Source organism: Serratia sp. X10 (assembly GCF_017811775.1).
Classification (GTDB): domain Bacteria; phylum Pseudomonadota; class Gammaproteobacteria; order Enterobacterales; family Enterobacteriaceae; genus Serratia; species Serratia ureilytica.
Window position 1 is genome coordinate 960,481 of the sequence record NZ_JAEIOH010000002.1, and the last position, 20,654, is coordinate 981,134.

Below are 20,654 nucleotides of genomic sequence, written 5' to 3' on the forward strand. Positions count from 1 at the left end.
ACGAACGAGTGACGGAATTATGAGACGCAGTAGAAATGAAGTGGGCCGTTGGCGAATGTTGCGGCAGAGCCAACGCCGTCGGCATCGTTGGCTGGAGCGCCAGTCTTGCAGCAATCGCCATATTATCCGGGTGCGCCGTCGCCTGGACGATCAGCATCGGCGCGCGCTGCTGTTTGCGGTATCCTGCGAGTGGTAAAACGAAAACAGTCCCGTGAGGGACTGTTTTGTTATGGCGCCTGGGTTTATTTGCCGAGGTAGGCGTTGAGCATCCAGACCTGTTTTTCCTGCTCTTTGATGTAATCGCTCATCAGCGACGCGGTGCCTTCGTCGCCGGCGTCCGCCGCGACCGTCAGCAGTTCACGCTGCTGCTGCAGCAAGATTGAATACCCTTCCAACAGGCCGCGCAGCGTGCCCTTATCATCGGTCACGTTGGTGTGTTCCTTGATATCGGCGGTTTTCAGATAGTCGCTGTAAGCGTGGCGCGGCTGCGAGCCCAGCGTCAGAATGCGTTCCGCCAGCTCATCCACCTTGGTCAGCAGATCGTTGTAAGTTTCTTCGAATTTCGCGTGCAGCTCAAAGAATTGCGGGCCGGTAATATTCCAGTGATAGCCGCGCACGTTCATATACAGCACCTGATAATTCGCCAACAGCGCGTTTAGCGCTTCGGCGAGTTTTGCCGATTGTTTACTGTCGAGGCCGATATGGGTTTTCGCTGCTTTCTTCGCCGTTGCCATAATAATCTTCTCCTGATTATTCGTTCCAAGGGTAGACAGAATCAATTTCCATAGCTGTTACAGTAACCGGATTTATCGCAGGGTTAAACACGATAGCAGGCATCATTGTCATCGCTCAAACCGATGACGATAAATCCGTCGAGCAAATTGCCGAATCAGTTTACGCAGGATCCGCAGGCGAAAAAAGCCGCTTTTATCGGTTACTTGCGCAGCGCCAGTTTTACCACGCCGGCGCCCAGCGCCATTAACAGCGCGGCGGCGATCAGCACCATGATAAACGCGCGATCGAAGGCCAAACGCGCCAACTGCGTCAACTGCTGTGCGCGATCGGCCGCCATCCCGGCCGCCAGGCGCAACGCCTCGTCGATGCTGTCGTAGGCCAACTCGCTGACCGGCAGCTCCGCCGGCAGCGCCAGACTATGGCTGTAGACCGCCGTCATCAACCCGCCGAGCAGCGTCACGCCCAGCACGCCGCCCAGCTCGTAGGAAACGTCCTCGATCGACGCCGCCATGCCGGACTTCTCCTCCGGCGCGTTCAGCATGATGGCGGTAGAGGCCGCGGTGATCACGCCGCCGAGGCCGAAGCCCACCAGCGCCAGGCTCACCAGCTGCAGCGCTATGCCGCTCTGATACAGCAGGGCGAGGGCGGCGATGCCGAAGGCGGTCAGGGCGAAACCGCCGAGGATGATGCTGCGTTCGCCATAGCGCGGCAACAGTAAACCGGCCATCGGCCCCGCCAGCGCCGAGGCCAGCGGGATCGGCAAGATGAACAGCGCCGCCTGCAGCGGACTGAGGCCGAGCACCAGCTGCAGGCGTTGGCTGAGCACCAGCTCGACGCCGATCAGGGCCACCATCGACAGCAGCGCCACGCCGATGCCGCCGGCGAACAGCCGGTTGCGGAACAGGGAGAAATCGATCATCGGGTGGGCGCTGCGCTGCTGGCGACGCACGAACAGCGCCAGGAACAGGATGCCGATCAGGGCCGCTGCGAGCAACGCGCTGACGTCAGGCGCCGGCTTACTCAGTTCCTTCAGCGCATAGATAGCGCCGACCAGGCCGATCATGATCTGCACCGAGCCGACGATATCGGCGGGGCGTGGGTTATCGCCGCCGCAGCGGGGGATCAGTTTCCACGCCAGCGGCCAGACCAGCAACACCACCGGTACGTTGATCAGGAACACCGATCCCCACCAGAAATACTCCAGCAGCAGGCCGCCGACCACCGGGCCGATGGCCGCGCCGCCGGAGGCCACCGAGGCCCAGATGCCGATCGCCAGCGCGCGCTCGCGTTCGTCGGTAAAGACGTGGCGCACGATGGACAGCGTGGCGGGCATCATCATCGCCGCGCCAACGGCGAGGAACACCCGTGCGGCGATCAGCCACTCGGCGGTGGGCGAAAAGGCGGCGCACAGCGAAGCGACGGCAAACACCGGCAGCCCGGTGAGAAACAGCCGCTTATGGCCGACGCGGTCGCTCAGCATGCCGGCGCCGGGCAGCAGCCCGGCGACCACCAGCGGGTAGGCGTTGACGATCCACAGTTTCTGCGAGGCGCTGGCGTCCAGCGCCTGGGTTAAACGTGGCAGCGCGGTATAGAGCACCGTCATGTCGATAACAATCAGGAAAAGGGCGCTGGCGACCATCGTCAGGATCAACCAGCGATTCTTGGCGTACATAAGTCATAATCCAGTTTACGTGGGCGGCGCGAAGGCGCCGCCATTGCGGTAACCCTCCGGCGGCGCCGGGTGGTATACTGGTTGATAATATATATCCATACGTTCGTATTGAAAAGAAGGGTTTCTTAATGGGACGTCAACGCAGCATCGATCGCGACAAGGTTTTGGACACCGCCGAAGAGATCGTCGCCACCCAGGGCGCCGCCGGTTTGACCATCGACGCCGTCGCCAAAGCGATGGGGATCTCCAAGGGCGGGGTGCAGTATTGCTTCGGCAGCAAAGACGCCCTGATCGACGCCATGTTCGATCGCTGGGGCAGCGCCTATGAAACGCTGTTCGCGGAGATCGCCGGCGACGATCCTTCGCCGCAGACCGGCGTGCGGGCACATATGTTGGCTACCCAAAGTTCGGATCAGACCGCCAGCGCCAAGGCCGCCGGATTGATGGCGACGCTGATTCAAACGCCGGAGCATCTGGCGAGCACGCGCGAATGGTACCGCAGCCGCATCGCCGGGCTGGATTTGACTACTGAAGAGGGCAAGCGCGCGCGGCTGGCGTTTCTGGCCACCGAAGGCGCCTTTATGCTGCGTTATTTCGGTTTGATGGATATCGGCCAGGCGGAATGGGAAACGATGTTCGCCGATATGCAGGCGTTGATTTTAACGGGCAGCGCCTATCGCACTGATAGCTAGTAAAGCGTGCGGCGAAAGGCGTATGTTTATCGCACAAGATATTCCCTCGAAGAACTTTTTAGCCAGCCCCTCCGTGCTGGCTTTTTTTTGCCTGCGGCAAGCTTCGGAGCAAAGGCCCCCTGAGTGCAGGGGGCGCCGGACATTACTTGCGCGCGTCCAACAGTTGCTGGGCATTCTCTGCGGTGACGATGGTCCACGGAATGTAGTAATGCTTCTGCGTGCCGCCTTCCCATTTCAGATCCTTGGCGTATTGTTTCCAGATATCCGACTGTGGTTGATAGCTTTCACCTTTCACGGCGCGCAATGCGACGTCGATGGAACCCTGCATCTGGCCTTTGGCGTCTTGCAGGATGGAGACCATTTCACCGGCCTGCACCGCATGAATCGCGTCGGAAACGCCGTCCACGCCAGCGATCGCGAAGTCCTTAACATTCAGGCCGGCGCCTTTAATCGCTTCAATCGCGCCCAGCGCCATCTCGTCGTTCTGGCCAATCACGCCGTTGATTTTACCCCGATGTTTCTGCAGCCAGTTTTCCATCAGCGGCTGCGCTTCAGCGCGCGACCAGTTGGCCGTTTTGCGTTCAAGTACGGTGACCTGGCCGGCGCCGCACTCGGCAATCGCTTTGTCATTGCCCTTGCCGCGCTGGATCTCGCCGCTGCCGCCTTTCGGGCCTTCGATAATCACCACGTTCACCTTATGGTTCTTGCAGTCGAGTTTGTCCAGTACGGCTTTGGCTTCCAGATACCCGCCCAGCTCGTCATTAGACACCACTTCAGACGTCATCGCGTCCGTGTTCAGGCGCGCGTTGGTGACCACTACCGGAATTTTGGCTTCGTTGGCATTAGTGACGATATCGATATTGGCCTCAAAATCCATCGGGTTGACGATAATGGCATCGGCGCGCGTCTGGATAGCGGTGGCGGCCTGATCGTTTTGCACCGAGGCATCATAACGCCCATCGTAGAAGGTCAGCACGGCTTCGCCGCTTTTCACCGCCGGGTGTTCTTTCCCGAACCGTTCCATCAATTGCACGAACTCGGCTTTGTTGCCGTACATCAATACCGCGATTTTAACCGGGGCGGCCTGAGCAGCCGACAGGCTGCCGAACAGCATGGCAGAGGCAAACAACGCTATCTTGGTCTTATTCATGGTTTTCTCCTGGTAGAGTTGGGTCTGATGTTATTAATCGCGCTGTTGCTTACGCGAGGGGTCGAGCAAGACGGCAAGAACGATCAATGCGCCTTTGATAATTTGTTGGTAATACGATTGCACGCCAAGTAGATCGAGGCCGTTATTCATCACCCCGATGATCAGCACGCCGAAGAAGGTGCCGACCAGCGTACCGACGCCGCCCGCCATGCTGGTGCCGCCGATCACCACCGCGGCGATGGCGTCCAGCTCATAGCCTGCGCCGGCGTTGGTTTGCGCCGAACCGGTGCGCGCGGTGAGGATCAAACCGGCGATGCCGGCCAGCGCGCCGCACAGCGTATACACCAGTATCTTGATACGAGTGACGTTAATCCCTGAGGTGCGTGCGCTTTTCGGGTTGCCGCCGACGGCGTAGATGTAGCGCCCGAAGAGGGTTTTATTCAGCACCAGCCAGGCGAGGGCGAACAGCACGATGAAGATGATGACCGGCACCGGAACGCCGCCGAGGTAGCCATTGCCTAACCAGCGGAAATCGCTGTTCAATTGCGAAACCGGATTGCCGTTGGTAGTCAACATGGTTAAACCGCGCGCCGCAGAGAGCATGCCCATGGTGACGATAAACGGTTGCAGCCGGTAGCGAGCCAACACGGTGCCGTTCACCAGGCCGCAGACGATGCCGATGCCCAGCGCCACAATCAGCGGTGCCATGACGGCGGTCGCGGTATCGCCGATAGCCAATCCGCTATTGTTGGTGGCGAAGCGGGCGGCGACGATGCCGCTTAACGCCAGCACCGAACCCACGGAGAGATCGACGCCTGCGGTGATGATGACGAAGGTCATGCCGATTGCCAGAATGCCGTTGATCGAGACCTGGCGCAGGACGATCAGGGTGTTTTCATTGCTGAGAAAATAATTGCTGCTCCAGGCCCCCTGGGCGACCTGATATTCGCCAATCAGCGCCACGATCAGGCACAGCGCGAAGAAGGCGATGATAATGCCGTATTTGTGCATACGGCGCTTATTGCGGGTGAAAAATGACATTCCTGGTGATAAGGAGTGGGCGCTGCTCATTTGTTTTTCTCTCTCTGTTAAACCGCAAGTTTCATCAGTGCTGCCTGAGTCGCATCGGCTGCCGAAAGCTCGCCGGCCAACTGCCCGTCACGAAACACCAGGATGCGATCGCTCATGCCGATAATTTCCGAAAGCTCGGAGGAAACCATGATGATCCCTTTGTTTTGCAAGGCGAACTCCGACATAAATCGATAGATCTCTTTCTTGGCGCCGACGTCGATACCGCGCGTCGGCTCGTCGAGCAGCAAAACCTCCGGATCCAACAGCGCCCAGCGGCCCAGCACCACTTTTTGCTGGTTGCCGCCGCTCAGGTTGCCCACGGGCTGTTCGCCATCGTGGGTTTTAACGTTAAAGCGCTGGATCATGTCGCGGGTTCGCGCCTGCTCCCGTTTCTCGCTGACGAACCCCATGCGGCTGATGCCGGCAAAAGAGGCGATATTGATGTTTTCACTGACGGAACGGCACAGTACCAGGCCGGTTTCCTTGCGATCTTCCGTCACGTAGGCAATGCCACTATCGATGGCCTCTCGCGGAGAATGGCGGTTCAGCGTCTTGCCGCCCAAGCGAATCGTGCCGGCGTCGGCATGCTGAATGCCGAAGATAAGATCGAGAAACTCGCTGCGGCCCGATCCCACCAGGCCGTAGATGCCCAGGATCTCGCCGTGCTTAAGCTGCAGGCTGATATCCTTTATCTTGCTGCGCCAACACAGGCCGTTGACCTCCAGCAAGACCTCTTCGCCGGGTTGATTGAACTTGGCGAACTCGCTGTCGTACTCGCCGCCGATAATGTGTTCGATCAACTGCTCACGGGTAATGTCGGCGATATAGCCTTCATGGATATAGGCGCCGTCGCGGAAAATGGTGTAGCTGTCCGCGATTTGGAATATCTCGGACAAGCGGTGGGAGACGTAGATAATGCCTTTGCCTTTCGCCGCCAGTTGCTGAAGCGTCTGAAAGATTTTCTGCGCATCTTCTTCGCCAATCGCCGAGGTGGGTTCATCCATGATGATGATGTCGGCATTGGCGTGCGACAGCGCCTTGGCGATCTCGACCAGCTGCTGCTCGGCGACGCTCAGGTTGCGCATTTTTTCTCGGGTGTCGATCTTGAAATCAAGTTCCTCGAGCAGACGGGTGGTGCGTTGGTTGAGCGTCGCAAAGTCGACGAAACCCAGGCGTCTCGGCTCGCGGCCCAGCCAAATGTTTTCGGCTACCGTCAGGTCCGGGATCGCGCTCAGCTCCTGCTGCACGATGGCGATGCCGGCATTGAGGGCTTCCCGGGGATGATGAAATTCACAGCGTTGGCCATTGATAAAAATGTCGCCGCCATCGGGTTGAATAAAGCCCATCAGAATGCTGAGAAAGGTGGATTTCCCCGCGCCGTTGCCGCCGCACAGGGCATGGATGGATCCGCGCCGCAGGCAAAACTCGGCGTTCTTGAGCGCCACGACCGGGCCAAAGGCTTTCCTGACGCCGCTGACTTCCAGCAGGTAGGCAGGGGCTTGCGTATGGGGATCTCGCGTCACGATTGAACCTCCGGGTATGTCCGCTGCAAACGCTGCAGGTACCGTTGATAAAGCGTCTCGTATTGCGTTTGCCTGTCGGCGTTTGGCGTCGTGCGCGTGGCTTCATCCAGTGAAACGAAGCGTTGGCACAGTTCAGCCAAGAGCCCGGCGGCGTTCTGGCGCGGGCGATCGGCCAACGACGTCGCCCACATCGCTTGAATGGCGCCGCCCAGCGCGGCGGTCTCTTTGACGTTCAGGCAGACCACCGGGCACCCCATCACGTCCGCGACGATTTGTCGCCAGGCGGCGCTGCGGGCGCCGCCGCCGGTGAGGCGGATTTCGCGCGTTTCGATGCCCTGGCGGCGAAAGAGCTCAATGCCATAGCGCAGGCCGTAGGTGGCGCTTTCAACCACCGCCAGGCAGAGATTGGCGCGAGTAAAATTGTCGCTATCGAGGTTATGCAGACTGGCGCGCGCGTGGGGCAGCGGGGGAACGCGTTCGCCGTTGAAGAACGGCAGCATCTCGACGCCGCCGGCACCCGGCGCCGCCTGCGCCAATAAGCGGTTAAAGCCGTCAAGATCTTCGTCCAGCAGCGTCTGCATGGCCGTGGTGGCCGAGGTGACATTCATGGTGCATATCAAGGGCAGCCACCCGTTGGTGCTGGAGCAGAAACCGGCAATCATGTCGGATTCCGCCACGACGGGCGCGGCGGACCAGGCGAATAGCGTGCCGGAGGTGCCCAGGCTTAGGGTAACGGTGCCGGCCTCGATGTTGCCGGAACCGATGGCCGCCATCATGTTGTCGCCGCCGCCGGTCGAGACCCGAACTGCCGGGCCGAGGCCGAGCTTTTCCGCCGCGAAGGGGCGCACCGTGCCGATGCAGCATTCCGCGCTTTTGAGCGGCGGCAGGGCATGCCATAAACGGCCGCTGTCATCGATAAGATTGACGGCGGCTTGGCTCCAGCGGCGGGCGCGCACATCGAACAGCCCGGTGCCGGAAGCGTCGCCATATTCCGCTACACGCTCCCCGGTCAGCCAGAAGTTCAAATAATCATGCGGTAGCAGCACGGTGTGCAGTTTTGCCCAGAGCGCCGGATGGTGCGTCTTGAACCAAAGGATTTTTGACGCGGTATAACCGGTGGCGATCCGCAGGCCGAGCTTGTCCAGCGCCCCCTTGGCGCCGCCGAGCCGCTGCAGCAACAGTTCGTTTTCCTCCGCGGTTTCGGTATCGCACCACAGCTTGACGCTGTGCAGCACGTTGCCGTCTGCGTCCAGCGGCACAAATCCATGCTGTTGGCCCGAGACCCCCAGAGCGTTAATTTCCCCGGCATCAATACCTGCGTTAGTCACGGCTTGGCGAAACGCGGTGACCAACGCCTCAATCCACCAGTCGGCCTCTTGTTCTCGTCGGCCATTGGCTTGGCTGATGAGGCGGTGAGGGGCGCTGCCCTCACCGAGGATCACGCCCTGCGAGCTGTCGACAATCACGACTTTCGTGCCTTGCGTACCGCAGTCTATGCCAGCATAGAGCGCCATAAAATCACTCCATTTCCAGCATGATTTTGATGTCCGAGGCATGTCCCGCCGCCGCGCGCTCGAAGGCGGCCACGCTGTCGGAGAACTTGTAGGTTTGGCTTATCAACGGCTGGACGCGCAATTTGCCGCTGCTCAACAGCCGCAGCGTGCGCGGGTACATGTTGGCGTAGCGGAAAATGGTCTTGAAGGTGATTTCCTTGGCCTGCGCGGCGACGATATCCATCGGCGCAGCGTCGATCGGCATGCCGACCAGCACGGCGGTCGCCCCTGGCGCCGCATGTTCGGCCAACGTAGCGATAGCCGGTTTTGCACCGCTGCATTCAAACACGATATCGACGCCATTGCCGCTGGTGAGCGCGGCCACTTTCCCCGCCAGGTCGCCGGTTTTGATATTGACGGCGTGCAGCCCTTCATAGCTGGCCGCCACGGCGAGTTTCTCGTCAAACAGGTCGCAGATAATGACGTCCGAGCAGCCGCCCGCCAGCGCCGCGAGGGCGGTGACCACGCCGATCGGCCCAGCGCCGATCACCAGCGCGATATCGCCGGGTTTGATCCCGGCTTTGGTGGCCGCTTGCATGCCGATGGCCAGGGGTTCAACCATGGCGCCTTCAGCGAAACTGACGTTGTCCGGCAGTTTGAACGTGAATGCCGCGGGGTGGATGACGGTTTCGCGCAAACAGCCGTGCACCGGCGGCGTCGCCCAGAAGCGAACGGCGGGGTCCAGGTTGTAAATCCCGGCGCGCGTCTGCGCCGAGTTGAGATCGGGAATGCCGGGCTCCATGCAAACGCGATCGCCGACGCTGAGGTGAGTGACGTTTTTACCTGTCGCGAGCACCACGCCGGCGGCCTCATGGCCGAGCACCATCGGGGCTTTGACCACAAACGGGCCAATGCGGCCATGCTGGTAATAGTGCACATCGCTGCCGCAGATGCCCACGGAATGAATTTTTATCTGTACATCGTCGGGCCCCAGCGTTTCGGCCAGTTGGACGTCCTCGATAGCGATTTCCCCCGCTTTGGCCAGCACTAATGCTCTCATATTGCCTCCTGGTGAATCATTTTTATGGTAACGGTATCATTTCAATGCGCGATAGTGAGCCAATGCGGGTGGTTAAACTGTGATCAATGTTGGAATTACTCGACGAGAGTTAATTTTGCTGGTTGGTTGTTATTCAATATAGCGACGGTGGTCACAAAATCAGCGTGGCAATGACGGTTTTAATATCGGCCTGTTGATATCGATACCGTTACTTTGCCGGGGGAATGATGAACAAACAACAAAGCGCCAGAGCCGCTACGCTGGAGTATTTGCGCCAGGCGGACATTATCTTGACCGAAGAAGAACAGCAACGCATTGAAATTGCGACGTTTGGTCTGGCCGACTATCCCGCGTCCGGGTTGCAGCTGCTGACCTACGTCAACTCACCTCGGTATTGCGCGAAAGAGCTGGTGCTGTTTCCTGGGCAGACTTGCCCGGAACATTTACACCCTCCCTTTGCCGGCACGCCCGGCAAGCAAGAGACGTTCCGTTGCCGTTGGGGAGAGGTGTTTTTGTTTGTCGATGATGAAAACCTGACGCCCAACGATCGCGGCGGCGAACCGGTATGCCGGGTGCCGGAGGGCGCGGAGCAGTGGTATACCTGTCATCGCTATATCCTCTTGCGGCCGGGGGAACAATACACCATTGCGCCCAATACCCGTCACTGGTTTCAGGCGGGGAAGCAGGGCGCGGTGGTGTCCGAGTTCTCTTCCGAGAGCCGTGATGAGCTGGATATTTTTACCGATCCGCGAATTAACCGTCTTGCCGGCGTAAACCATTAGCGCCACGAACAAAGTTCTGTCATGATGCCGGGAATGATACAAAATGATATCTTCAAGCTAAGGAGCTGCATTTGGCCGTGGGTCGAGGACGGAAAGCGACGTTGGCTAGCGTCGCCGCACAGGCGAACGTCAGCAAAATAACCGCTTCGCGGGCATTTTCACAGCCGGACAAGGTCCATCCGGAAACGTTGAGGAGAATTCGGGAGACCGCCGCCGAACTCGGTTACGTGGTCAATGCCGCGGCGCGCAATCTGCGGGCGAAAAGCAGCAGAACCATTGGCATCGTCAACCCTGACATGGCCAACCCATTCTTTGGCGGCCTGACGCGCCTGATGACGCTTGAAGCGCAAAAGATGGGGTACGACACGCTGGTGTTCGACTCCTATGAGTCTCAGGAAAGCGAAGACAGGATCATCGACAAACTCATTGGCTACAACGTCGATGCGATCATTCTCTCGGTCATTTCCAACGATCATCTGTACAGGCCTTCCTACCTCAAGCGTCTGGAAACGCTCAATATACCGGTGGTGTTGATCGATCGGGAATTGGAGAGTCACCACTGCAGCGGGGTGTATATTGATAATCTGGATTGCGGCCTCCAGGCGGGGCGTTGGCTTCTGGAACAGCAGGCGCAGCGGGTGGTGGTGATCTCCGGGCCGGAGAATTCCAACGTTGCGCGTGACAGGGTCACTGGCTTGCAGGCGGCATTGCAAGGGAAGGTGGCTTCGCTCGACGTGCGGTATGCCGATTTCTTTATGGATGTCGCCTGGCAAGAGACGAGCCGCTGGCTGGCCAATAACCCCGTCCCCGATTTTTTCGTCGGCTGCAATAACCAGATCTCGCTGGGCATCATCAAGGCCTGTATCGAACATCGGCTGCCGTTGATGCAGGACGTGTCGCTGTTCAGCATTGATGAGGTTTCACATGCCGAGATCTACGGTTTCCATTTCCCCTGCGTGTCACACGACTTGCAAGAGATCGCCTGGCAAGCGTTGAATCTGGCGATCCGCCGTATTGCCGATCCCGAGATAAAACCGGGCAAGGTGGTGGTGCGGGGAAAACTCGTCGCGTAACGGCGCCGGCAACGTGTAGCCGACATCTCCGTTAACCTTATCTGCCATTATTCATTTCAGCGCGTTCAATCCGGCCCCTCATCGGGGGGCGGATAAGCAGCCACAAGCCGCTCCCTGCCGTTACTGCGCCCAGCAGCATGGGCCAGGAAAGGGGCTCATCGAACATTAACCATGCCCAGCAGAAGGTGACGAAGGGGCTGAGGAACAGCAGGCTCGTCACACGCAATGCAGAGGTATGCCTTAGGCAGAACCAATACAAACCGTAATCGGCCAGGGTGGCCAAAAGCGCGGTCCAAAGCACGCCGATAACCAACCCTGTCGTCATGGTTGGCAGCAGCGGGCTTTCTGCGCCTGCCAGTGGGGCAAAAGCCAGCGCTGCAATCGCGCTTTGTATCCCCAACCTGGCAGGCAGGCTCACCGCTTGCGCCTGCGGCAGCCGTTGCTGCCACAGTGTGGCCAGTGCCAGTGACAGCATCCCCGCCAGCGGCAACAGGTAGCTCCACAATGGCGCACTTCCCCAGGAAATAGCGCCGCCCGTCGCCAATATCACCCCGAGAGAGCCTAATGCCAGGCCGAGCCAGACGCGGCCATCGGGCAGCCGGCGTTGAAACAGCATGTTCAAGAGTGCGGTGCCGAGAGGGAGCAAATCGGCGATGAGCGCGGCCAAGCCGGTCGGCACGCCGTACTCGATGCCTTTACTGACGCCGGTCAGGTATCCGGTCATGGCGAGCAGGCCGATCCCGGCGTGAGCGGCTACCGACTGCGGCGAGGCGCGCCTGATGGCGCGAAGGCTAAACGGCATCAGCAGTAAAGCGACCACGACACAGCGCCAGAACGCTACCAGCAACACCGGCGCGTAATCGGCGGCGAAACGGATGCCGACAAAGCCCGAGCTCCAGGCGACGATCAGCAGGACTTCCGCGGCCGGCAACCAGATGGCGGCTTTGTCGCCCACCTTATCGCAGCAGGAAGGTGGACGAAATTCTGACAGGGGCATGGTGATCTTCTCCTTTTTCACCAAGGGTAGTGAGCCGCTATAATTTAATAAATCGAATAATTTTCGTTCAGTTGTTTAATAGAGTTAAACCATGCGGCCAACCCTGGACATTAATCTTTTGCGCACTTTTCACGCCATCGCCCGTTTGGGGAAATTTCGTGCGGCGGCGGCCTTTGTTCATCGCAGCCCAGCCGCGGTGAGCGTTCATATTCAGCGTCTGGAACAGGTCGTGGGCGGCCGCTTGCTGGAGCGCGACAATCAGTCCGTCGTGTTGACCCCCTTAGGCGACAAACTGCTGGCCTCGACGCTCGGGCTGTTGAATGCCCACGACGATATTCTGCGTGAGTTGCAGAGCGCACCGCTGAGTGGGCATATCAAGCTGGGAGTGCCTGATGAATACGCATCACATGTCATGCGCGATGTGCTGCCGGCGTTTGCCACCCGTTTTCCTGCGGTGATGCTGGAGGTTTCTACGGCCGCCAGCCAGGCGTTGGTTGAACAGATTGGACGCAATCGGCTACAGCTGGCGTTGGCGGTGTTGCCGATGGGGGGACTGCGCCAGATGCCGCTTGCGGTGACTGCGCCGGTTTGGGTTGGCGGCCGCCGGTTGGCGCTGGATATGGCTCAACCGATACCATTAGCGTTGCATGCCGCCGATTGCCCTTACCGAGAGGCTATGATCGATGCATTGAGCGGGGCGGGAAGGCATTGGCGAGTGGTTGTGAGCAGCCCTTCGGCCAGCGTGGTGGCCGCCGCCGTCGAGGCAGGATTGGCCGTCACGCTGCTCGACCGCGCACGCGTGACTGCGGCGATGCGGATCCTCGAGGAATTGCCGTCGGTCGCTCCGCACGAAGTGCAACTGCTGCGCTCTGCCACTGCCGCCGGTCAATTGGCGGTGGCGATGCTGGAAAGCGTTATCGGTGAGTATTTCCGGGGCGGAACATGAATATCGACCGCGCGGGGAAGACGACCCGAGCGCGACGGTCAAGCAGAGGTGTGGCTAGCGCCGGAAACGCTGTATAGCGGGGCGTTCCCGGGATTGAAACCTGTCGCGGATCAGAACACCTGCTTGAACGGCTTCACCGTCACGTTGGCGTAGACGCCGGCGGCGACGTACGGATCTTGCTGCGCCCAGGCCTGCGCTTCCGCCAGTGAGGCGAACTCGGCGATCACCGTAGAACCGGTGAAGCCGGCGGCGCCGGGATCGTTGCTGTCGATGGCCGGGTTGGGGCCGGCGACCACCAGACGGCCGGCGTCACGCAGTGCCTGCAGGCGCGCCAGATGTGCCGGGCGCACCGCCAGACGGTTTTCCAGTGAGTTGGGGACGTCTTGCGCGTAGATCAGATAAAGCATATTTCACCTGTAAAATCATGGTTATAAAACGGTGCTCCCAAGGTAGCGCAAAAGGCGCGGCAGGGGAACGGCGCGCGGTGAATTTATGGGGGGGATTGGCGCTTATGCCTTGAAGCCGCTACTTTTTATTCGTATAGTGCGGCGCGCTTAAACAGATATGCCATTGAGGTGAGGACATGACGGAACTGGTAAGGGAAAAACTCGATTTGCCTGCGGGCAAAAGCAAACTGCTGCTGCATTCTTGCTGTGCGCCCTGTTCCGGCGAGGTGATGGAAGCGATCCAGGCGTCCGGCATCGAGTACGCTATTTTCTTCTATAACCCCAACATTCACCCGCAAAAAGAGTATTTGCTGCGTAAGGAAGAGAACATCCGTTTCGCCGAAAAGCACGGGGTGCCGATCATCGATGCCGATTATGACACCGACAACTGGTTCGAACGCGCCAAGGGCATGGAGCATGAGCCGGAGCGCGGCATTCGTTGCACCATGTGCTTCGACATGCGTTTTGAGCGCACGGCGCTGTATGCGCATGAGCACGGTTACGACACCATCTCCAGCTCGCTCGGCATCTCGCGCTGGAAGAACATGCAGCAGATTACCGACTGCGGCATTCGGGCGGCGGAAAAGTATCCCGATCTGGTGTATTGGGATTACAACTGGCGCAAGAAGGGCGGCGCGGCCCGCATGATAGAGATCAGCAAGCGCGAACGCTTCTATCAGCAGGAATACTGCGGCTGCGTCTATTCGCTGCGCGACACCAACCTGCACCGCAAAGCGCAAGGGCGGCCGCTGATCAAACTGGGCGTGCTCTACTATGGTGATGAAGAATAACGCTTAATCACCGCAATCCACCCGCTACGGCGGGTTTTTTATTTTTTAGCGCCGTCTGAACGTTAACGAAGCGTGTTGATTCGGCGGTAAAAAAGCAACGTTCAGGTTAATATCCTTATGAGTTTGCTGGTTTTCGCCGCGGAGACTGACGATTAAAGCGATAGTTTGCCTTTCGTTATTGAATATGATTGCTATTTGCATTTAAACTTGGCGAACCAGAGGAAACAGAATCATTATGCCGCTAAAAAAGATGTTCCTTAATCGCCGTATATCCGTGCCTTTCGTCTTGTCCGTAGGCCTGCACAGCGCCCTGGTGGCGGGACTGCTTTACGCTTCGGTAAAAGAAGTGGTTGAGCTGCCAAAGCCTGAAGAGGCGCCGATCAGCGTCATGATGGTCAACACCGCCGCGATGGCTGAACCGCCGCCGCCTGCTCCGGCAGAACCGGAGCCGCCGCAGGTGGAACCTGAGCCGGAACCTGAACCAGAACCTATTGTGGAGCCGCCGCCGAAGGCGATTGTGAAACCGGAGCCGGTTAAGCCGAAACCGAAGCCCAAGCCAAAGCCGAAGGTAGAAAAACCGGTGAAACCGGAGCCGAAGAAGGTCGAGCCGCGCGAGCCTTCGCCGTTCAATAACGACTCGCCGGCCAAACCGATCGAAAAAGCGCCGGTGAAACAAGCGCCCGCCGCGCCGGTACAGGGCAACTCGCGCGAGGTCGGGCCAAAACCGATCAGCCGTGCGGAACCGATTTATCCGCCGCGCGCCAGAGCCTTGCAGATCGAAGGCAACGTGCGGGTGCAGTTCGATGTCGACAGCGATGGCCGCGTGACCAACGTGCGCATCTTGTCGGCTGAGCCGCGCAACATGTTCGAGCGTGAAGTGAAACAGGCGCTGCGCAAATGGCGGTATCAAGCCAAAGAAGCGAAGGATCTTATCGTCAATATTCGTTTCAAGCTGAACGGCACCACCGAAATGAACTGATTTCGGTTTGCGCCAAGAAAAAAAGGGTCGCTTCGGCGACCCTTTTTGCATTTGCGGCGCAGCCGCGGGCTTACTCTTCGAAGCCGACGCGGAAATTCATTTTACCCTCAGGCAGCGCGCGCGAGTTGCCTTCCGCATCGACCGCCACGTAGGTGAACACCGCTTCGGTCGCCCGGTAGCGCTGGCCGATTGGGGCGGAGGAGACTTTCTTTACCCACACTTCGATATTGATGGTGATCGAGCTGCGCCCGGTGCGGATGCAGTGCGCATAGCAGCAAACCACGTCGCCTACCGCCACCGGTTTCAGGAAGGTCATGCCGTCTACGCGTACCGTTACTACGCGCCCCTCGGCGATCTCTTTTGCCTGGATGGCGCCGCCGATGTCCATTTGCGACATCAGCCAGCCGCCGAAAATATCGCCGTTGGCATTGGTATCGGCCGGCATCGCCAGCGTGCGCAGCACCAGCTCGCCGCTGGGTAAAGGTCGTTGTTGTGTCATAGCAGTCTGCTTTTAAAAGGAGGGAATCACATCATACTGCCCGCGGCAAGCGCCGCAGGCATTAACAAATTTGTAACTATTTTTTCTGTTCTGCCGGCATGTGCCGGTAAATATAGATGCCGCTGAGCAGGGTGAATACCAGCGTCAGCACCGTCAGGCCAAAGACTTTGAAATTGACCCAGACGCTTTGCGGCAGCCAGAAGGCGACATAGATGTTCGCCAGGCCGCAGGCCAGGAAGAAGAACGCCCAGGCCAGGTTGAGGTTGCTCCACACTTTGTCCGGCAACGTCAGCTCTTTGCCCAGCATGCGCTGAACCAGCGGCTTTTTGAGCACCCACTGGCTGATCAGCAGCGCCAGCGCGAACAGCGCGTAAATCACCGTCACTTTCCACTTGATGAATAAATCGTTGTGGAACACCAGCGTCAGGGTGCCGAACACCAGCACCATCAGGAAGGTGATCAGCGTCATCTTCTCGACCTTGCGGTATTTCACCCAGGTGAACACCAGCGCCAGCGCGGTGGCGACGATCAATGCGCCGGAAGCGACGTAAATGTCGTACAGCTTGTAAAAAGCGAAAAAGACAATTAACGGGAGGAAATCAAGAAACTGCTTCATAAATCAATCCATCATCTGTTCATCGGCCGACTATACCGGATTCGGCGAGTTCTGTGTACCGCCGGGCGCTGCCGATTATCGGCGTTTGGCCGGCGGATTTCTGCCGCGAAAGCAGGAATTTGCATAAACTTACGCAAGAAAGCACGGGCGCATTGCCAGCGCTGGCCGCAGATCGCATAGTAAGTGCCATAATAACCAGATAATTTACCGCGGAAAACAGCATGCAGTGGAAATCTCTCCAGGCCCTGACGCCTGGTTTGACGCATTTATTGGGCTATCAACGCAGTTGGCTCAAACCGGATTTGCGCGCCGGTCTTTCCGTCGCCGCCGTCGCCTTGCCGGTGGCCATCGCCTACGCCGAACTGGCCGGGGTTAGCCCGGTGGTGGGGCTTTATTCCTGTATCTTGCCGATGGTGGCCTATGCGCTGTTCGGTTCGTCACGCCAGCTGATCGTCGGGCCCGATGCCGCCACCTGTGCGGTGATCGCCGCGGTGGTGACGCCGCTGGCGGCGGGCAATATGGAACGCCATTGGCAGTTGACCATCATGATGACCGCGATGATGGGCGGCTGGTGCCTGTTGGCCAGCCGGTTCAAGCTGGGGGCGCTGGCGGATCTGCTGTCGCGGCCGATCCTCAGCGGGCTGCTGAACGGCGTGGCGCTGACCATCATCGTCGATCAGATCGGCAAGGTGTTGGGGTTCACGGTGCGCCCGGCACAGCTGATCGAGCGCATCTACGCGCTGCCGGCCAACCTGTTGCACAGCGACTGGCTGACGATGGCGGTGTCCCTGTTGACGCTGGTGACGCTGCTCGGATTTAAAAAATGGCGGCCTAACTGGCCGGCGCCGCTGTTCGCCATCGTGCTGGCGGCGTTCGTCACCTGGGCAGGCGGATTGCAGCAGTATGGCGTGGTGACGGTGGGCGGTTTCAGCGGCGTGCTGCCGATCGTCCAGTGGCCGGACTTTCAGCCCGGGCTGCTGCGCGACATGGTGATCCCGGCGCTCAACCTGGCGGTTGTGAGCTTTGTCAGCATGATGCTGACCGCCCGCAGTTTCGCGGCCAAAAACGGCTATGAGGTCAACGCTGACGCTGAGTTTCGCGCGCTGGGGATGGTGAATATCGTCTCCGCATTGTCGCAAGGCTTCGCCATCAGCGGGGCGGATTCGCGCACCGCGGTGAATGACGCCAACGGCGGCAAGAGCCAGCTCGTGTCGATCATCGCCGCCGCGGTGATCGCTTTCGTCTTGCTGTTCCTGATGGCGCCGCTGCAGTTTATTCCGGTGGCGGGATTGGGCGTGGTGCTGATGTATGCGGCCTGGTCGCTGCTGGATTTTCGCGGCATCTGGATCTTGCGCCGCCGCAACGCGCAGGCTTTCCGCCTGGCGCTGTTTACCTTCCTCAGCGTCTTGTTGGTCGGGGTGATCAGCGGTATCGGGCTGGCGGTGTTGCTGGGGCTGATGCAGTTTCTGCACACCGTCTTTCGGCCGACGGAACAGCTGCTGGGCGTTAACGACGAAGGCATGATCCATTCCATGGGCAACAACAATGGGGTGAAGGCGGTGCCCGGCGTCATGATGTATCGCTTCAATTCGCCGCTGACCTACTTCAACGTGGCCTACTTCAAACGCCGCATTCTCAATTTGGTCGACAGTACGCCATTCCAGCCGCGCTGGGTGGTGGTGGACGCGGTGGCCAGCTTTACCCATGCCGATATCAGCGTGCTGGCGGCCATCGACGAACTGAAACGCGATCTGTTGCAGCGTAACGTCAAACTGGTGCTGGCCGGGCGCCGCACTGAACTGACGCGCTGGTTCCGCATCAATCGGTTGGGGCGGGACAAGGAGCTGATTTTGGTGCCGGATCTCTATTTGGCGCTGAAGCTGATTCAGAGTAAGGAACAGGCGGAAGCCGCCGCGGTGGGGTAAACAAAAAGGGGCGCGCCGAAGCGTGCCCCTGGGCATTTGTTGCGCCGGCGTCAGCCGCGCAGCAGCATATACAAACGGAACAGATAGATCAGCAGCAGGGCGGAGACCAGGTTGCTTAACGCGGTCAGCACGACGCTGGCCACGTTCGGCGTCAGCACCGACAGATGGCTCACTAAAAACAGCACCAGCAGCTTGGCCGCCAACCACAGCATCATCGCCGGCACAATCACGCGCGCATTGGCGAAGGCCAATTTGCTGCTCAGCTTGAGCGAAGCGAAGACGCCTTTCTTGTCGACGGAGGCGATCACCGGCGCCAACGCGAAGGCGATAGCCATGATCACGCCCGGCACCACGAACAGCGTCAGGCCGAGCTGGATCAGCAAGGTGCAGATAAACAGCAGCAGCAGCAGGCGCGGCAGATCGGGCGCCGAGGCGCCGAGTGCGCGCAGGGCGCTGGTGCGTTGCCCCTGAGACACCAGACGGATCAACGTCAGCATCCCACCGACCAGCAGCACGTTGCCGACCAGCGCGGAGAATGTGGCGGCGGCCGATACTTTCAGCAACACCATCTGCTGTTCCGGCGTCATCTGCTGGATCACGTCCTGAATGCCCATGCCGGTCGACGACGCGAAATCGCTGGTGGAGGCGGCCAGCGTCGCCAACTGTTCGGCATCGGGGCTGAAAGCTTGGTTCAGCAGCACCGAGATAAACGCCGTCAACAGCGCCAGCATCAGGATGCTGGCCAGTTGATTGCGTAAAAAGTTAAAACTGTCACGGTACAAAGCGTTGGCCGTGATAGGCATGCAGACTCCTTGGCGTCGAGAAAACAGAGATAAATCAGTGGGTGATTGTACCCTGTTCCACGCCGCTGTGGCACCCCGCGAATTGCACTACGTCTATTTCTTCAACGATCGTCGTCTCAGGCAACGACAGCGGCAAGGGCACCGGCAAGGGGGGCAGGCCGTAGCGTTCGCGAGCGCGATCGCAGGCTTCGTTGCGCAGGCCGTTTTCACCGGACTGATCGAACTCTCTGCACGGGCTGGGCCGATTGAGATAAATCGAGCACGACACGGCTTTGCCAATCTCGCCGTCCAGCGCGGTGCAGCGCGGAGACTTGCTGTTGGTCCCCTGCATGCAGCGCAGGAACGGGGTCAGAGGCTCCGTCAGGGAAAGGGGAACGGTGCCGCCGCCGTCTTCGGCTTCGGCCCAATAGAATGACACTCGAAAATAACCGCAGCATGCGCCGCAGCTGACACAGGGATTAAGGATTTCGCTCATCTTGATTGCCCGCCGACTCCTCACGGCACCAACCAAAACCAACACGGAAGATGAAATTACCTCAGCCGCATTTTTTTCCGCAACTGAAATTTGAACATGTAGATAATTTGCAACAAAATCGTTTTTTTGATGCAGATCAATCCTTGATTTATTAAGCGGTTAGGTAACCTTGTTTTTGGTGGGATTTTAAAATTTTACACATAAGATGTGATCTCGATGGGATCACAAATACCCGAAAGTAGGTATATTCCCCCCTCGAGAGATTAACCACACAAATGGAATGGATAATGAAAAAGACAACTCTGGTGGTATTGGCGACGATGATGGCGCCTATGTTGGCAAGTGCGCATCAGGCCGGTGATTTCCTGTTCCGTGCGGGCACCGCGACGGTGCGTCCAAATGCGGGCTCGGACAACGTATTGGGTTTGGGATCGCTGGATGCGAAAAACAATACCCAGCTCGGTTTGACCTTCGGTTATATGGTGACGGACAACATCGGCGTTGAGTTGTTGGCCGCGACACCGTTCCGCCACAAGGTTACCCTGGGCGGCACCGATCTGGCGACCGTTCATCAACTGCCGCCTACGCTGATGGCGCAATACTACTTCGGCGACAAGCAGGACAAACTGCGTCCTTATCTGGGCGTCGGCGTTAACTACACCACTTTCTTCGACGAGAAGTTCAACGACTACGGCAAAAGCGCCGGGTTGAGCAATCTCGATCTGAAAGACTCCTGGGGCGTGGCGGCGCAGGCCGGTCTGGATTACAACCTGGATGAGCACTGGATGCTGAACATGTCGGTGTGGTGGATGAACATCGAAACCAAAACGCGTTTCAACGACGCGAACGGTGGGCACCACAGCTTCGATACGCGATTGGATCCGTGGGTGTTTATGTTTGGGGCGGGTTACCGCTTCTGATGAAGG

22 protein-coding genes are annotated in these 20,654 nt (G+C 59.0%); 9 read left to right on the forward strand and 13 right to left on the reverse strand.

Annotation, left to right across the window (positions count from 1 at the left end):
- The first annotated feature begins 19 nt into the window (after window positions 1–19).
- Window positions 20–196 carry a YciY family protein gene (locus J9788_RS09995; RefSeq protein WP_025159792.1) on the forward strand — a complete coding sequence of 59 codons (177 nt, stop codon included), beginning with the start codon at window positions 20–22 and terminating at the stop codon, window positions 194–196.
- A 46-nt stretch (window positions 197–242) separates the two neighbouring features.
- On the opposite strand, the gene J9788_RS10000 is transcribed toward J9788_RS09995, so the two are convergent.
- Window positions 243–734 (reverse strand): Dps family protein, encoded by a 492-nt coding sequence (locus J9788_RS10000; RefSeq protein WP_019452735.1) that lies wholly within the window; start codon window positions 732–734, stop codon window positions 243–245.
- A gap of 200 nt (window positions 735–934) precedes the next feature.
- Window positions 935–2,407 (reverse strand): multidrug efflux MFS transporter SmfY, encoded by a 1,473-nt coding sequence (gene smfY / locus J9788_RS10005; RefSeq protein ID WP_182264333.1) that lies wholly within the window; start codon window positions 2,405–2,407, stop codon window positions 935–937.
- Window positions 2,408–2,535: 128 nt separating this feature from the next.
- On the opposite strand from smfY, the gene J9788_RS10010 reads away from it, so the two are divergent.
- Entirely contained in the window at window positions 2,536–3,099 is a 564-nt protein-coding gene (locus tag J9788_RS10010; protein ID WP_042784698.1) for a TetR/AcrR family transcriptional regulator, read from the forward strand.
- A 142-nt stretch (window positions 3,100–3,241) separates the two neighbouring features.
- Here J9788_RS10010 and J9788_RS10015 read toward each other — a convergent pair whose 3' ends face one another.
- Genes J9788_RS10015 through J9788_RS10035 form a run of 5 tightly spaced genes read right to left on the reverse strand, consistent with a single transcriptional unit; the run spans window position 3,242 to window position 9,396 of the window.
- Window positions 3,242–4,249, reverse strand: coding sequence for a substrate-binding domain-containing protein (locus J9788_RS10015; RefSeq protein WP_182264334.1), 1,008 nt, complete (start codon window positions 4,247–4,249; stop codon window positions 3,242–3,244).
- Window positions 4,250–4,282: 33 nt separating this feature from the next.
- Window positions 4,283–5,320 carry an ABC transporter permease gene (locus J9788_RS10020; RefSeq protein WP_033650230.1) on the reverse strand — a complete coding sequence of 346 codons (1,038 nt, stop codon included), beginning with the start codon at window positions 5,318–5,320 and terminating at the stop codon, window positions 4,283–4,285.
- A gap of 17 nt (window positions 5,321–5,337) precedes the next feature.
- Window positions 5,338–6,846 (reverse strand): sugar ABC transporter ATP-binding protein, encoded by a 1,509-nt coding sequence (locus tag J9788_RS10025; protein WP_370576329.1) that lies wholly within the window; start codon window positions 6,844–6,846, stop codon window positions 5,338–5,340.
- Window positions 6,840–8,357, reverse strand: coding sequence for a xylulokinase (gene xylB / locus J9788_RS10030; RefSeq protein ID WP_182264336.1), 1,518 nt, complete (start codon window positions 8,355–8,357; stop codon window positions 6,840–6,842). The genes J9788_RS10025 and xylB overlap by 7 nt, the downstream gene beginning before the upstream one ends.
- A gap of 4 nt (window positions 8,358–8,361) precedes the next feature.
- Window positions 8,362–9,396: an NAD(P)-dependent alcohol dehydrogenase gene (locus J9788_RS10035; RefSeq protein WP_182264337.1), complete on the reverse strand. Its 1,035-nt coding sequence runs from the start codon at window positions 9,394–9,396 to the stop codon at window positions 8,362–8,364.
- A 227-nt stretch (window positions 9,397–9,623) separates the two neighbouring features.
- On the opposite strand from J9788_RS10035, the gene J9788_RS10040 reads away from it, so the two are divergent.
- Together J9788_RS10040 and J9788_RS10045 are read left to right on the forward strand one after the other, a co-directional pair.
- A complete protein-coding gene (locus tag J9788_RS10040) occupies window positions 9,624–10,178 on the forward strand; it encodes a D-lyxose/D-mannose family sugar isomerase (protein WP_046898926.1) in 555 nt (184 codons plus the stop codon).
- A 71-nt stretch (window positions 10,179–10,249) separates the two neighbouring features.
- Entirely contained in the window at window positions 10,250–11,251 is a 1,002-nt protein-coding gene (locus J9788_RS10045) for a LacI family DNA-binding transcriptional regulator (protein WP_182264338.1), read from the forward strand.
- A 37-nt stretch (window positions 11,252–11,288) separates the two neighbouring features.
- On the opposite strand, the gene J9788_RS10050 is transcribed toward J9788_RS10045, so the two are convergent.
- Window positions 11,289–12,248 carry a DMT family transporter gene (locus tag J9788_RS10050; RefSeq protein WP_182264339.1) on the reverse strand — a complete coding sequence of 320 codons (960 nt, stop codon included), beginning with the start codon at window positions 12,246–12,248 and terminating at the stop codon, window positions 11,289–11,291.
- Window positions 12,249–12,339: 91 nt separating this feature from the next.
- Between J9788_RS10050 and J9788_RS10055 the strand changes: the two genes are divergently transcribed.
- Complete coding sequence (locus tag J9788_RS10055) at window positions 12,340–13,194, forward strand: LysR family transcriptional regulator (RefSeq protein WP_182264340.1); 855 nt, start codon at window positions 12,340–12,342, stop codon at window positions 13,192–13,194.
- Window positions 13,195–13,304: 110 nt separating this feature from the next.
- Here J9788_RS10055 and J9788_RS10060 read toward each other — a convergent pair whose 3' ends face one another.
- Window positions 13,305–13,601 carry a YciI family protein gene (locus tag J9788_RS10060; protein WP_046898930.1) on the reverse strand — a complete coding sequence of 99 codons (297 nt, stop codon included), beginning with the start codon at window positions 13,599–13,601 and terminating at the stop codon, window positions 13,305–13,307.
- 176 nt (window positions 13,602–13,777) lie between these two features.
- Here J9788_RS10060 and J9788_RS10065 point away from each other — a divergent pair, with 176 nt between their 5' ends.
- Together J9788_RS10065 and tonB are read left to right on the forward strand one after the other, a co-directional pair.
- Window positions 13,778–14,431, forward strand: coding sequence for an epoxyqueuosine reductase QueH (locus J9788_RS10065; RefSeq protein WP_033643282.1), 654 nt, complete (start codon window positions 13,778–13,780; stop codon window positions 14,429–14,431).
- 235 nt (window positions 14,432–14,666) lie between these two features.
- Window positions 14,667–15,410: a TonB system transport protein TonB gene (gene tonB, locus J9788_RS10070; protein ID WP_094142695.1), complete on the forward strand. Its 744-nt coding sequence runs from the start codon at window positions 14,667–14,669 to the stop codon at window positions 15,408–15,410.
- A 70-nt stretch (window positions 15,411–15,480) separates the two neighbouring features.
- Here tonB and yciA read toward each other — a convergent pair whose 3' ends face one another.
- The gene (gene yciA, locus J9788_RS10075; RefSeq protein ID WP_004932085.1) at window positions 15,481–15,909 is read right to left on the reverse strand and encodes an acyl-CoA thioester hydrolase YciA; all 429 of its coding nucleotides are present in this window, start codon (window positions 15,907–15,909) and stop codon (window positions 15,481–15,483) included.
- A gap of 76 nt (window positions 15,910–15,985) precedes the next feature.
- A complete protein-coding gene (locus tag J9788_RS10080) occupies window positions 15,986–16,525 on the reverse strand; it encodes a septation protein A (RefSeq protein WP_046898932.1) in 540 nt (179 codons plus the stop codon).
- Window positions 16,526–16,746: 221 nt separating this feature from the next.
- Between J9788_RS10080 and J9788_RS10085 the strand changes: the two genes are divergently transcribed.
- A complete protein-coding gene (locus J9788_RS10085; RefSeq protein ID WP_182264341.1) occupies window positions 16,747–18,450 on the forward strand; it encodes a SulP family inorganic anion transporter in 1,704 nt (567 codons plus the stop codon).
- 50 nt (window positions 18,451–18,500) lie between these two features.
- Here the strand turns inward: J9788_RS10085 and J9788_RS10090 are convergent, their stop codons facing one another.
- Together J9788_RS10090 and J9788_RS10095 are read right to left on the reverse strand one after the other, a co-directional pair.
- Window positions 18,501–19,253 carry a YciC family protein gene (locus J9788_RS10090; RefSeq protein WP_033643278.1) on the reverse strand — a complete coding sequence of 251 codons (753 nt, stop codon included), beginning with the start codon at window positions 19,251–19,253 and terminating at the stop codon, window positions 18,501–18,503.
- A gap of 34 nt (window positions 19,254–19,287) precedes the next feature.
- Window positions 19,288–19,728 carry a YkgJ family cysteine cluster protein gene (locus J9788_RS10095; RefSeq protein ID WP_033643277.1) on the reverse strand — a complete coding sequence of 147 codons (441 nt, stop codon included), beginning with the start codon at window positions 19,726–19,728 and terminating at the stop codon, window positions 19,288–19,290.
- Window positions 19,729–20,015: 287 nt separating this feature from the next.
- Between J9788_RS10095 and ompW the strand changes: the two genes are divergently transcribed.
- Window positions 20,016–20,648 (forward strand): outer membrane protein OmpW, encoded by a 633-nt coding sequence (ompW, locus tag J9788_RS10100; protein ID WP_019452715.1) that lies wholly within the window; start codon window positions 20,016–20,018, stop codon window positions 20,646–20,648.
- Window positions 20,649–20,654 lie beyond the last annotated feature (6 nt).